This is a genomic window from Kribbella sp. CA-294648, assembly GCF_050943845.1.
Lineage (GTDB): Bacteria > Actinomycetota > Actinomycetes > Propionibacteriales > Kribbellaceae > Kribbella.
The window spans coordinates 3,888,975-3,901,559 of sequence record NZ_CP191981.1 but is presented as its reverse complement, the minus strand read 5'-3'; the positions used below and the strand labels follow the sequence as shown (position 1 = coordinate 3,901,559).

Below are 12,585 nucleotides of genomic sequence, written 5' to 3'. Positions count from 1 at the left end.
CTCATGACGACCGACAGGCGGACAGACATTCCACCGCCGGAGCGCCTTTCACAGTCCACAGTCACGCCTTGTAAGCAAGCGCTCACTGCGCAGTCTCCCCATGGTGACAGAAACGAGCGGCTCGTCGCCTCGCGAAGTGGTAAATCTGGACAGATGCACTGGGAGCCGGAACCTGGATGGACGCCGCTGACGGCGGGCACGGGCGTGTCCAATGGCGGGGTGTGGCTGACCTCCGACGGGCTGGTGGTCAAGAGGCTGCTGCGGGGCATTGGGCGGCCGGACCACTATGCGTACTGGCGGCGGCAGGCCGAGGTGGCAGCCAGTGGGGTTGTCGAGGCAACGGTGGGGTTGCGGGCTCCGCGGTGTGTGAAGGTCGACAGCGATGCCGACGGGGTGACGGTGTGGACCGAGGCGGTCACGACGGTTGCTCTGTCGGGTGTGGAGCTGGCGACGGCTGTCGGACGGTTCGGGCGGAACGAGATCGAGCCCGCCGACTGGTTCGCGCGGCGGATCCTGCGGGATCGGCTGGCGAATGACGAGCAGGGTCCTGGGTGGGCGCCGTTGGCTGTTGAGGAGCGCTTGCCTGCCGGGCTTCGGCGGGATTGCGGGGTTTTGTGGACTCGGCGGCACGAGTTGCTGGCCGAGCTCGATCGGCTGCCGCAGCAGGTGATTCATGGCGATGCGCATCCGGTGAATCTGCTCGGGCGTGCGGGTGACGACGTGATCGCGGTCGACTGGGAGCAGTTCGGGATCGGGCCGCTCGGTTTCGATCTCGCCTATCTGCTGCTGTCGACCGATGCGCCGGTCGACGCGCTGGTTTCGGCGTACCAGCTCGGGAGTGGTTCCGCTTGGCCGATTGATGCGGTACGCCGCGGCGCGGTGGTGACCGCCGCGATCACGGCCGTCGCCCGGGCCGCCTGGTCGCTACGCCAACCCGATCCCGGCGACCACCTCGATCGCCTCTGCCGAATGGCTCACCTGGTCGACGAGGCTGCTCGCCAGGCCGCGTAGAAGCGTTCGTAGCTCGGGAATCGGGTGGTGACGGCTTCCTGGAGTACGGCGTACAGGGCGTCGGAGCCGCGGAACGCGGGGCGGTCGAGGGTGCCGTCGGAGAGGAAGACCAGCGCCGTACGGGCCATCACGAAGGCGGTGGTGCGGTCGTCGATCGGGGCGCCTCGGGAGAACTCTTCGGGTGCCATGAAGCGGGTGGAGCGGAACATGCGGCCCATGTCGTTGCGGTAGGCACCGAAACCGTAGCTGTCGAGGTCGATGACGGTGAGAGAGCGGGTGCCGAAGTCGTAGAGCAGCGAGCCGTCGTAGAAGTCGCCTTCGACCCAGCCTTGCGTGGTGAGCAGATCGTGCAGGTCGTACAGCTGATCCAGCGCGGTGACGATCTGCTCGACGGGCAGAGCGCGGAACCGCTGGGCGGCGCTGTCCTCCCCTGGCTCACGAGGACGTCCGAGGAGTTCACCGTCACGCCATTCGTAAACCAGCAGCGGACCGGCCGGTGATTCGATCAGACCGTGGTACTCCGGGAGCAGGGGGTGCCTGACCGAGTCGGCGAGGCGAGCGGCGTTGCGGAGGATCTCGACGCGTCGCTCGAAACCAGTCGACGGCTCAGGATCGGCCGGGTCCCCGGCAGTCTTGACGAAATAGCGCCGGCCGGCTTGCTGTACGCCGTACGAGACGTTGCCGGAGTCCTGGGTATCGCCCCCGAAACGCGCGAAGACCTCGCCGAACTGGTGGAGGTAGGTGTCTGGCTGGTCACCGATCGCCGCTGGAAACACCTACGCGAGGCTAGCCGATTTGCGGGCCTTCAGTTGGCGCCTGCAGGCGTGGAGGATGTCTTGCGGTGGTGGGAGGCGCGGGCTTTGGCGCGGTTGCCGCAGAGGTCCATGGAGCACCAGGTGCGGCGGCGATTGCGCGAGTAGTCGTAGAACGCCCACCGGCAACTGGGCTCCCGGCAGGCCTTGAGCCGGCTCCACGTCCCGGCGGCCACGGCTTCTGCGACCAGGCCGAGCAGTGTGGCGAGCGCATTGTCGACCGGCTCCGGGCTCTGCGGGGTGAGCCGCGGTGGATGTGCGCTGAGGTCGAGCGCCAGAGGGAGCTGGCGGGCGAGCTCGGCGAGGTTGCTGCGAGCGGCGGGGTCGAGACCGTCCGGACGCGGGCTGGCAACGGGTGGTTCGTTGTTCTCGGCGATGAGCGCCCGCAGGCCCTCACGGACGGTTTCGGCGCGGTCGCGTTGCTCTTCGGTGATCACGATGCCGGCAGCGATCAGGTCTTTGGTCTGCAACCAGTACGCCAGTTGGGCGGGGGTGGCGAAGTCGTCCCCGTCCGCGCGGCGGGTGTTGATGAACTCCTCGACCTGACGCAGCGGCATCGGCGCCGGCGTGCGTTCGTGCTCAGCCATACCGGCAGTCTAACCGTCCATTGACAATAGCTGGGTACCTAACTAGCGTTCCGGCTACATCAGTTAGATCAGTGATCGCGCAGAGGAGAAGACATGGCCACCGTCATCCGGGAAATCGTCATCGACGCCACGCCGAGCGAGGTCTGGGCCGTCATCGGCGACTTCGCCACCGGACCCACGGAGATGGCGCCCGGCTTCGTCACCGCTACCGAACTGGAGGACCCCGCCACCCGGTTGGTGACCTTCGTCAACGGGGACGTGGCGCGGGAACGGCTCATCGGCCGTGACGCCTCAGCCCGGCGCATCGTGTGGGCGTTCACCGACGGTTGGGCGCGCCCCATCCACAACAACGCCGCAATGCAGATCCACGCCGAAGGCGACCACGGCAGTCGGCTCGTGTGGACCCACGACGTACTCCCCGACAACCTCGCCGCACGCTTGGCCGCAGCGATGGATGGCGGCCTGCCCGTCATCAAGCGAACCATCGAAAAACGCGCCACAACCACCTAGCCCGCGGCCAACCCGCCACTTTGTGCACCGGGTGACTGTCTACTCGCCAGTAGGGTGCCTGGGTCGTGCACAAAGTCGCGTGTTAGCCGATGCCGGGGCCTACGAGGGTGCCTACGAAGTAGGTGAGGGCTGCGGCTGCTCCGCCGAGGATCAGTTGGCGGAGGCCGGAGTACCACCAGGAGCGGGTGGTTACGCGGCTTACTACTGCGCCGCAGATGAAGAGGGCGGTGAGGGACATGATCAGGGCGGGGAGGACTGAGCCGGCGCCCAGGAGGTACGGGAGGACTGGGATGAAAGCGCCGATGGCGAAGCAGATGAAGGACGAGGCTGCGGCGGTGACCGGTGAGGGGAGGTCGTTGGGGTCCAGGCCGAGTTCCTCGCGGACGTGCTCTTCGAGGGCCTGGTCCGGGTCTTTGTGGAACTGCCGCGCGACCTTGTCCGCCAGCTCTGGGTCGAAACCCTTGTCCTGGTAGGTCTCGGAGAGTTCGCGCTCCTCGTCGGTGGGGTGGCGCTGGATCTCGCGGCGCTCGACCTCGATCTCGGCGCGGGCGAGTTCGCGTTGTGAGGCGACCGAGGTGTACTCCCCCGCCGCCATCGAAAACGCACCCGCGGCCAGCCCGGCGAGTCCCGCGAGCACGATGAACCTCGAACCCGAACTGGTACCGCCGTCCATCCCGGCGATCAGAGCGAAGTTGGAAACCAGCCCATCCATCGCCCCGAACACCGCCGGCCGCAACCACCCACCAGTCACATCCCGGTGAACATGATCCCCGGAATGCTCACTACCAACTACGTCAGCCACGCTCCCCATCATCACCGCTGGCCGCACTACCGCCAGTTCCCGCGCCGGAGACCTTGGGCGGGCTGTCGGCGGAGCCCGCACCGGAAGCGCCGGGCGGAGTGGCGGTGGAGCCCGCGTCGGAGGTGCTGGGCGGGGTGTTGGTGGAGCGGGCCTGCGTCACCTCCGCAGTAGACGGTGCGGAGCCGGCGGCGGGTCCGCCTTCGGTGGGACTGCTGGTGACGCCAGCGCCGTCAGCCGGGCGGCTGTCGCCGGCCAGCGCGTCGCCGGAGCCCGCGCCGGAGGGGCTGGGCGGGGTGTCGCCGGCGCCCGCGTCGGAGGTGCTGGGCGGGGTGTTGGTGGAGCGGGCCTGCGTCACCTCCGCAGTAGACGGTGCGGAGCCGGCGGCGGGTCCGCCTTCGGTGGGACTGCTGGTCTCGCCGGTAGTTGGCTCCGGGTCGGCGGAGTCGCCTGCAGTGTCGTCCGCAGGAGACGGTGTGGAGACGGTGGCGGGAGTGACGTCTTCCTGGCCGGGGTAGCGGCGGGTGGCCACGATGAAGTACGCGGTGGCCAGGAGGAAGAGGATGATCGACGTCCAGACGTTCAGCCGGAGGCCGGCGAATTCGTTGACTGTGTCGATGCGGAGGTTTTCGATCCAGGCGCGGCCCGCGCAGTAGCCGGCGACGTACAGGGCGAAGGCGCGGCCGTGGCCCAGTTTGTAGCGGCGGTCGACCAGGATGATGACGGCGATCAGGGCCAGGTTCCACAACGCTTCGTACAGGAAGGTCGGGTGGAAGGTGCCGAAGTCCTGGTAGCCCTCGGGGCGGTGGTCCGGGTCGATCTCCAGCGCCCACCACGCGTCCGTCGGCTTGCCGAACAGTTCCTGGTTGAAGTAGTTGCCGAAACGCCCGAGCACCTGGGCCAGCGCGATTCCCGGCGCCATCGCGTCCGCGACGGCCAGGAAGGGCACCTTGTGCCGGCGGCAGGCGATCCAGGCGCCGAGCGCGCCGAACGCGACCGCACCCCAGATCCCGAGCCCGCCGTTCCAGATCTTCAGCGCGTCGATCGGGTTCTTGCCCTCGCCGAAGTACAGCTCGGCGTCGGTGATCACGTGGTAGATCCGCGCGCCGATCAGGCCGAACGGCACCGCCCACATGATCACGTCGGCGAGCACCTCGGCCGAGCCGCCGCGGGCGACCCAGCGCCGCCGGCCCAGCAGGTAGCCGGCGAAGATGCCGAGCAGGATGCAGATGGCGTAAGCACGCAGCGGCACTGGTCCGAGGTGCCAGACACCCTGGCTGGGACTGGGGATGAACGCCGGTGCGATCACGGCGGGCAGCAGACTAGACATGGCAGTCGGACCCTACTCGGTCCGCCCCGATCGCGACCACAAGCCCGTGGTCACGATTGGGAACGGAGCGTGTCAGTTGATGCCGCTCACGGCGGCCTTGATGCCGTCGGCGGTCAGCCGGTCACCGGGCAGCATCTTGTCGTTCACGAACACGGTCGGGGTGCCTTCCACCTTGCGCTCGGTGGAGACCTTGCTGAGCGACTCCAGCCAGCCCTGGTAGCTGTTGTCCTTGACCGCGGCCTCGAACTTCGCGTCGTCGATGCCGAGCTTCTTGCCCAGCTCGATCAGCTGCTCGGTGGTCCACGCCTTGGTGAAGTCGGCGTACAGCTGGCTGGCGTAGCTCACCGCCTTGCCGTTGGCGGCCGCCGCGGCGAACGCGTTCGCCAGCCGGGGCGAGGCCTCCGGGTTGACGAACCCCATCGGCCAGTACGTCACCGTCGCCGTACCGTCCGCGAGCAGCTGGTCGAGCACCGGGCCGGTGTCCTCCTCGAACTCCGCGCAGTGCGGGCAGCGGAAGTCCAGGAACACGTCGATGTTCGTCTTGGCCGTGTCCTTGCCGACCTTGACGCCTTCGCCGGTGGTCCCCGGTGCGGTGATCACGGCCGGTTCGGGCCGTCCGCTCGAGGTGACCTCGACCGAGGAGTTCTTCCGCCAGTAGTCGACGCCGACAGCGCCGATCAGCGCCAGCAGCACCACGCCGACGATCACGACGCCCGGGCCGATCCGGCGTTTCTTGCTCTGCACCAGCGGATTGGCGGGGGCTTTGGCTCTACCTTTGGCCTTGGCCTTGCTCACGACGCGACGACTCCTGTCGGGGTGTGTTGATCCGATTCGAGCGAGAACTTGCTCGCCGGCTGCCAGTACAGCCACCCGGCGAGCACCAGCAGACCGACGTCCCGCAGGATCTCCTGCAGGTACTTCGTCTGGCCGGGCGCGACCTGACCGCCGCCGCCGAAGCAGCCGCAGTCGATCGCCAGACCACGAGCCCAGGCGGAGGACACCGCGGCGATGAACAGCACCATCAGTACGCCGGCGGCCACCGCGGCCGGCCGGACGGCATAGCCGACGATCAGCAGCAGGCCGATCGCGATCTCCAGGAACGGCAGCAACATCCCCACGATGCCGTCGAAACCCTGCGGCAGCAGCTCGTAGGCCCGGACCGCCTGCGTGGCGGCCTCCGGGTCGGGAACCTTCAGCCCGCCGGCCACCACCAGTACGACACCGAGAACGACGCGGGCCACCAGCGACACCCAGGGAAACCGCTGTCTCACCGGTTGTCCTCCACGAGCTTGCCGAAGTCGTGGGCCAGGTCGCCGATCGCGGCGTTCGACAGCCAGAGCACGCCGGCCTTGTCGTTCTTGCCGAACCCGAGCACCTGCGCGCCGTGGCCGACCTCGTAGCCACCCGACGGCAGCTTCTTCATCCCCTCGACCGGTACGCCGACCGCTTTGGCGATCTCCTTGATCGAGTCCAGCGACCCGGTCAGCCCGACGAACGCCGGGTCGAACCGGTCCAGGTACTTGCGGATCACCGGCCCGGTGTCCCGCGACGGGTCGGTCGTGATGAACAACAACTGCACCTGGTCACGCACCGACTCGTCCAGCTTGGTCAGCGCGGAGGCGACGTCGGCCATCACGGTCGGGCAGACATCCGGGCAGTTGGTGTACCCGAAGAACACCAGCGTGACCGGCTTCTTGGTCGAGGTGACCAGGTTGAACTCGTTGCCGGCCGTATCGGTCAGCGACTTGGCCGGTAACGCGTACGGCCGGTCCAGCGTCGCGCCCCGCAAACCGCTCGGGTCGCCCGCCGGCGTACGGATGATCGCGCCACCCGGGTTGTCCGCTGACTGTTTCGGCTCGCCACTGCAGGCCACGAGGGCAAGCAGAGCCACCGCGGCGAAGAGTACGGCCGCGTTTCTGGTTCGACTCACGAGTGCTTTAACGGTCAACGGGCGTGCGGGGTTCCCCGCCGGACTCCTTCGGCAAGACTTTCCGTCAGTTCCCGTACGCCGGTCGCCCCGCCGCCCTGCTCGAGCACCTTGACGAAGGCCGACCCGACGATCACCGCATCCGCGTACGCCGCGATGCCGGCCGCCTGGTCCGCGGTGGAAACGCCGAGCCCGACGCCGACCGGCAACCCCGTCGTGGCCTTCGTGCGGGCCACCAGCGGCTCGGCCAGGTCAGAGGCCTGGTCACGAGTCCCCGTGACGCCCATCACGGCGGTCGCGTAGACGAACCCCCGGCAGTTCGACGTCGTCAGCGCGATCCGCGAGTCGGTCGAGGACGGCGAGACCAGGAACACCTTGTCCAGTTCGAACTTGTCGGCCGCCGCGATCCACTCGGCCCCTTCGTCGGGGATCAGGTCGGGCGTGATCAGCCCCGCTCCCCCGACGCCGGCGAAGTCGGCCGCGAACCGGTCCACGCCGTACCGCTCGATCGGGTTCCAGTACGTCATCACCAGCACCGGTACGTCGGAGTACGCGGCAACCTTCTCGACCGTCGAGAGCACGTCGCGGGTGCGCAGTCCACCAGCGCGGGCGATCTCGGTCGCGCGCTGGATCGTGACCCCGTCCATCACCGGGTCGCTGTACGGCAGGCCGATCTCGATCACGTCGGCCCCGCCGTCGACGAGTGCCTTGATCGCGTCGACACCACCGTCGATGGTCGGGTAGCCCGCCGGCAGGTAACCCACCAAGGCCGCGCGCCCGGACTCGTTGGCCTTCCGGATCGCGCTGCCAGCGTTGCCTAGGGCAACTACGTCGTTCATGCCTTGCCGTTCCCGTCGATCAGGCCGAACCACTCACCGGCGGTGTCCATGTCCTTGTCGCCACGCCCCGACAGGCAGACCAGGATGGTCGCGTCCGGGCCCAGCTCCTTGGCGATCTCCAGCGTGCCGGCGATCGCGTGCGCCGACTCGATCGCGGGGATGATGCCCTCGGTCTTCGCCAGCAGCCGGAACGACTCCATCGCGTCCGCGTCCGTCACCGGCCGGTACGACGCCCGCCCGGTCGCCGCCAGCCACGAGTGCTCCGGACCGACGCCCGGATAGTCGAGCCCGGCCGAGATCGAGTGCGACTCGATCGTCTGCCCGTCCTCGTCCTGCAGCAGGTAGGACCGGGCGCCGTGCAGTACGCCGATCTGCCCAGCGGTGATCGTCGCCGCGTGCCGACCGGTCTCGTACCCGTCGCCGCCCGCCTCGATGCCGAACAGCTTCACCTCGGTGTCGGGCACGAACGCGGCGAACAGGCCGATCGCGTTCGAACCGCCGCCGACGCAGGCGACCGCCGCGTCGGGGAGCCGGCCGAGCAGCTCCAGCGACTGGGCCCGGGCCTCGTCGCCGATGCCCCGGACGAAATCGCGGACCATGGCGGGGAACGGGTGACCGCCGGCCGCCGTACCGAGCAGGTAGTGGGTGTTGTCGACGCTGGCGACCCAGTCGCGCAGCGCCTCGTTGATCGCGTCCTTCAGCGTCCGGCTACCGGTCTTGACCGGGATGACCTCGGCGCCGAGCAGCTTCATCCGCGCCACGTTCAGCGCCTGCCGCTCGGTGTCGACCTCGCCCATGTAGACCACGCACTCGAGGTCCAGGTAGGCGCAGGCGGTCGCCGTGGCGACGCCGTGCTGGCCCGCGCCGGTCTCGGCGATGACGCGGGTCTTGCCCATCCGCTTGGTGAGCAGCGCCTGGCCGAGCACGTTGCGGATCTTGTGCGCGCCGGTGTGGTTCAGGTCCTCGCGCTTGAGCAGGATCCGGGCGCCGGCCACCTCGGACAGCCGGGTCGCGTCGTACAGCAGGCTCGGCGTGCCGGCGTACTCGCGCAGCATCCGCTCGAACTCACCGGTGAACTCCGGGTCGGCCATCGCTTCCTGCCAGGCGGCCGTCAGCTCGTCGAGCGGCGCGATCAGCGCCTCCGGCATGAACCTGCCGCCGAAGCGGCCGAAGTGCCCGAGCTGGTCGGGCAACACAGCAGTCATGGGACTCGCCTTCCAGAAAACCCCTGCTCACGCAGGGGTTCTCACGACACTTAGTGACGCTGCTGGATGGCGGGGTGCGATCCCGCAGCGACGAGATCGGCGACCGAGGCCCGCGGATCGCGGCCGGTCACCAGGGTTTCACCGACGAGGACGACATCGGCCCCGGCGCGCGCGAACTCGATTACATCATGCGGACCCCGCACCCCGGACTCCGCCACCCGGATCAGGTTGGTCGGGATCACCGGCGCGACCCGCGCGAAGGTCGAGCGGTCCACCTCGAGGGTCTTCAGGTTCCGGTTGTTGACGCCGATCAGCTGGGCCCCCGCGTCCACCGCACGCAGGGTCTCCTCCTCGTCGTGCACCTCGACCAGTGGCGTCAGCCCGATCGACGAGGCCCGCTCGATCAGCGAGACCAGCGCCTCCTGCTCGAGCGCCGCGACGATCAGCAGGATCATGTCGGCACCGGCGGCCCGGGCCTCCCAGAGCTGGTACGAGGACACGATGAAGTCCTTGCGCAGCACCGGGACGTCGACCCGGCCGCGGACGGCGCGCAGGTCCTCCAGGCTGCCACCGAAGCGGCGACCCTCGGTCAGCACGCTGATCGCGGCGGCACCACCCTCGGCGTACTCCGACGCGAGCGCGGCCGGATCGGCGATGTCGGCCAGCGCGCCCTTGGACGGGCTGGACCGCTTCACCTCGGCGATGATCGCGATCCCCTCGCCGCGGAACACCGGCATCGGGTCCTTGGCGTCAGGCTTGCGCTGCGCCTCCAGCTTCAGATCGTCCAGGCTGACCAGCGCCTGGCGCTCCGCGAGGTCCTCCCGGACCCCGGCGAGGATGTCGTCAAGCACAGTCATGATTCGGTCCGCCCGTCAGTGGTGGTCGCTGGACTTGGCACCGAAGCCGAGCAGCTGCATCACCTTGCCGACCAGGCCGCCGGCGACGGCGATCCCGACCGAGATCCAGAACAACAGCCAGTTCGGGCCCATCACCATCGCGATGGCTCCGAGGGTGAAACCCACCAGCACGATCACAACGGCCGTCCAGGCCGCCGGAGTGCTGCCGTGCAGGCCGCCCGCGTGAGCTTCGTCGCTCTCGTACGTCACCGCTTGATCCGTGGTCGTATTGTCCATCTTGGGCCACTCCTCGTCGTCGTCCCGTCCTATTGTGGCGGTTGCCTCCGACAGTCAGATCGTCGGGTCCTCACCTGCGTCGATCGCTTTCCATTGGTCTGCCGGTGTAGCGGCCGGATCACGCTCGTACCGGCGGGTCGGCTGCTTCCAGCGATGTGCGGTCAGCAACCCGGTCAGTCCCGCGGCTATCAGCACCACGCCCCCGGTCAGCGCCAGCCACGGCGCCGGTCCGGTGAGGATCTCGAACGAGTCCGTGTTCGCGTTGTGCGTGAGCCCGGGCTTCAGCCGGCTGAGCTCCTCGAGATCCGGCCGGACCTGCAGCGCAACGGCGATCACCACTCCGCCGATCAGCAGGAGCAGGGCCGACATCACCCGGCGCAGCGCCGTACCGCCGAGCTTGGTGATCACCACGGCGGCCACAGCGGTCGCCGCCAGCAGGATCGGTGCGCTGGTGAGGTCCTTCCCCTTGAAGTCGACGGCCGGCCCGCTGCCGACGTCCACCGAGCTCCAGGTCAGGTACGCCGAGACGCCCAGCAGGACAAGCGCCACCAGCGCGAGGAGGTCGACCAGTCTTTGCGGGCGCATCAGACCTCGGAGAACGTGCCCGCGACAGCGATCGCGTTCAGCACGGCTGCTGCCTTGGTGCGGCACTCGGCGTCTTCCGAGGCCGGGTCCGAGTCGGCGACGATGCCCGCGCCCGCCTGCACGTAGGCCGTCGGGCCGCGCAGGACCGCGGTACGGATGGCGATCGCCGTGTCGGCGTCACCGGCGAAGTCGAGGTAGCCGACGACACCGCCGTACACGCCGCGTCTGGTCACTTCGAGCTTGTCGATGATCTCCATCGCCCGCGGCTTGGGCGCGCCCGACAGCGTCCCGGCCGGGAAAGCGGCGGTCAGCGCGTCGAAGGCGGTCTTGCCGGCCTGCAGGCGGCCGGTGACGGTCGATTCCAGGTGCATCACGTGGCTGTACCGGCGGACGTCCATGAAGTCGACCACCTCGACCGTGCCCGGCGCGCAGACCCGGCCGACGTCGTTGCGGCCCAGATCGACCAGCATCAGGTGCTCGGCACGCTCCTTGGCGTCCGCGCGGAGCTCCTCCTCCAGCGCGCGGTCCTCCTCCGGCGTCCCGCCGCGCGGGCGGGTGCCGGCGATCGGGTGCAGGATCACCTTGTTGTCGGTGACCTTGACCAGCGCCTCGGGGCTGGAGCCGACGATGTCGAAGCCGTCCAGGCGGACCAGGTACATGTACGGACTCGGGTTCGACCGGCGCAGTACCCGGTAGATGTCCAGGGCGCTCGCGCTGGTCTGCAGCTCGAACCGCTGCGAGACGACGATCTGGAACGCCTCACCCGCCCGGATCTCCTCCTTGGCGTGCTCGACGGCCTCCCGGTACTCCGCGCTGGACCGCTGCCGGTGCGGGTCGGGTTGCGCGTGGCGGTCCGCGTGGACGACGTACGACGGGGTGGGCTGGGCCAGGTCGCGTTCCATCGCGTCCAGGCGGCGGACCGCGTCGGCGTACGACTCGTCCACGCGCTCGTCGGAGTCGTCCCAGTTGACCGCGTTCGCGATCAGCCAGATCTCGCCGGTCTCGTGGTCGAGCGCGGCCAGGTCGGTGGCGAACAGGAAGGTCAGCTCGGGCAGGCCGAGGTCGTCGGTCGTTGTGTCCGGCAACTTCTCCAGCCGGCGCACGGCGTCGTACCCGAGGAAGCCGACCATGCCGCCGGTCAGCGGGGGCAGATCGGGCAGTCGCGGCGTGTGCAGGATCTCCAGCGTCTCGCGCAGCACCTTCAGCGGATCACCGCTCTCGGGCAGTCCCACGGGCGGCTTGCCGGTCCACATCGCCTGGCCGTCGCGCTCGGTCAGCGTCGCGGCACTGCGCACCCCGATGAACGAGTACCGGGACCAGACCCCACCGTTCTCCGCCGACTCCAGCAGGAACGTCCCTTCCCGCTCAGCCGCCAGCTTCCCGTACACCCCGATCGGAGTCTCCGCATCAGCCAGCAGCCGCCGCGTCACCGGAATAACACGACGATCCTTTGCGTACTCGCGGAAGGTCTCCAGCGTTGGGGAGTTCATGGGTGGACCTCGAATTCGCCGTGTTCGAAGCAGCTGCGGGTGCCTGTGTGGCAGGCGGGGCCCTCCTGGTCGACCAGGACGAGCAGGGTGTCGGCGTCGCAGTCCACCAGGATCTGCTTGACGTGCTGGCGGTGGCCGCTCGTCTCGCCCTTCACCCAATACTCCTGCCGGCTCCGCGACCAGAACGTGCTGCGTCCGGTCTCGGCGGTCCGGCGGACGGCCTCGGCGTCCATCCAGCCGACCATCAGCACCTCACGCGTGTCGTACTGCTGCACCACCGCGGGGATCAGCCCCGCCGCATCGAAGGTGAGTTCCTCGGTCTCCACCGCCCCATTGTCTCGTACTGCGTGAGACCGG

At 68.9% G+C, this 12,585-nt stretch carries 16 protein-coding genes; 2 read left to right on the top strand and 14 right to left on the bottom strand.

The features are described 5' to 3' along the window. The first annotated feature begins 153 nt into the window (after positions 1–153). Entirely contained in the window at positions 154–1,011 is an 858-nt protein-coding gene (locus ACQPYM_RS18565) for a phosphotransferase family protein (protein WP_433022279.1), read from the top strand. On the opposite strand, the gene ACQPYM_RS18560 is transcribed toward ACQPYM_RS18565, so the two are convergent. Continuing rightward, positions 975–1,787 (bottom strand): hypothetical protein, encoded by an 813-nt coding sequence (locus ACQPYM_RS18560; RefSeq protein WP_433022278.1) that lies wholly within the window; start codon positions 1,785–1,787, stop codon positions 975–977. The two genes, ACQPYM_RS18565 and ACQPYM_RS18560, sit on opposite strands and share 37 nt — an antisense overlap. A 29-nt stretch (positions 1,788–1,816) precedes the next feature. Beyond that, positions 1,817–2,410: a CGNR zinc finger domain-containing protein gene (locus ACQPYM_RS18555; RefSeq protein WP_433022276.1), complete on the bottom strand. Its 594-nt coding sequence runs from the start codon at positions 2,408–2,410 to the stop codon at positions 1,817–1,819. A 93-nt stretch (positions 2,411–2,503) separates the two neighbouring features. Here ACQPYM_RS18555 and ACQPYM_RS18550 point away from each other — a divergent pair, with 93 nt between their 5' ends. After that, entirely contained in the window at positions 2,504–2,920 is a 417-nt protein-coding gene (locus ACQPYM_RS18550; RefSeq protein ID WP_433022274.1) for an SRPBCC family protein, read from the top strand. Positions 2,921–3,002: 82 nt separating this feature from the next. Here the strand turns inward: ACQPYM_RS18550 and ACQPYM_RS18545 are convergent, their stop codons facing one another. From ACQPYM_RS18545 to hisI, 12 genes are all read right to left on the bottom strand, one after another. Then, positions 3,003–3,731: a VIT1/CCC1 transporter family protein gene (locus ACQPYM_RS18545; RefSeq protein WP_433022272.1), complete on the bottom strand. Its 729-nt coding sequence runs from the start codon at positions 3,729–3,731 to the stop codon at positions 3,003–3,005. Then, positions 3,715–5,049, bottom strand: a complete 1,335-nt coding sequence (lgt, locus tag ACQPYM_RS18540; protein WP_433022270.1) for a prolipoprotein diacylglyceryl transferase — start codon at positions 5,047–5,049, stop codon at positions 3,715–3,717. The genes ACQPYM_RS18545 and lgt overlap by 17 nt, the downstream gene beginning before the upstream one ends. A gap of 72 nt (positions 5,050–5,121) precedes the next feature. After that, complete coding sequence (locus ACQPYM_RS18535; protein WP_433022268.1) at positions 5,122–5,844, bottom strand: DsbA family protein; 723 nt, start codon at positions 5,842–5,844, stop codon at positions 5,122–5,124. Further along, positions 5,841–6,320, bottom strand: coding sequence for a MauE/DoxX family redox-associated membrane protein (locus ACQPYM_RS18530; RefSeq protein WP_433022266.1), 480 nt, complete (start codon positions 6,318–6,320; stop codon positions 5,841–5,843). Before ACQPYM_RS18530 ends, ACQPYM_RS18535 begins: the two co-directional genes overlap by 4 nt. Continuing rightward, a complete protein-coding gene (locus ACQPYM_RS18525) occupies positions 6,317–6,979 on the bottom strand; it encodes an SCO family protein (RefSeq protein WP_433022264.1) in 663 nt (220 codons plus the stop codon). The genes ACQPYM_RS18530 and ACQPYM_RS18525 overlap by 4 nt, the downstream gene beginning before the upstream one ends. Positions 6,980–6,993: 14 nt before the next feature. Next, entirely contained in the window at positions 6,994–7,815 is an 822-nt protein-coding gene (trpA, locus tag ACQPYM_RS18520; RefSeq protein ID WP_433022262.1) for a tryptophan synthase subunit alpha, read from the bottom strand. Continuing rightward, positions 7,812–9,020: a tryptophan synthase subunit beta gene (gene trpB / locus ACQPYM_RS18515; protein ID WP_433022260.1), complete on the bottom strand. Its 1,209-nt coding sequence runs from the start codon at positions 9,018–9,020 to the stop codon at positions 7,812–7,814. The genes trpA and trpB overlap by 4 nt, the downstream gene beginning before the upstream one ends. A gap of 50 nt (positions 9,021–9,070) precedes the next feature. Further along, complete coding sequence (gene trpC / locus ACQPYM_RS18510) at positions 9,071–9,877, bottom strand: indole-3-glycerol phosphate synthase TrpC (RefSeq protein ID WP_360272406.1); 807 nt, start codon at positions 9,875–9,877, stop codon at positions 9,071–9,073. Between the two features lie 15 nt (positions 9,878–9,892). After that, the gene (locus ACQPYM_RS18505) at positions 9,893–10,153 is read right to left on the bottom strand and encodes an HGxxPAAW family protein (RefSeq protein WP_360272403.1); all 261 of its coding nucleotides are present in this window, start codon (positions 10,151–10,153) and stop codon (positions 9,893–9,895) included. A 54-nt stretch (positions 10,154–10,207) separates the two neighbouring features. Further along, positions 10,208–10,738 (bottom strand): Trp biosynthesis-associated membrane protein, encoded by a 531-nt coding sequence (locus tag ACQPYM_RS18500; protein ID WP_433022258.1) that lies wholly within the window; start codon positions 10,736–10,738, stop codon positions 10,208–10,210. Then, entirely contained in the window at positions 10,738–12,228 is a 1,491-nt protein-coding gene (locus ACQPYM_RS18495; RefSeq protein ID WP_433022256.1) for an anthranilate synthase component I, read from the bottom strand. Before ACQPYM_RS18495 ends, ACQPYM_RS18500 begins: the two co-directional genes overlap by 1 nt. Further along, entirely contained in the window at positions 12,225–12,554 is a 330-nt protein-coding gene (gene hisI, locus ACQPYM_RS18490; protein ID WP_433022254.1) for a phosphoribosyl-AMP cyclohydrolase, read from the bottom strand. The genes ACQPYM_RS18495 and hisI overlap by 4 nt, the downstream gene beginning before the upstream one ends. Positions 12,555–12,585 lie beyond the last annotated feature (31 nt).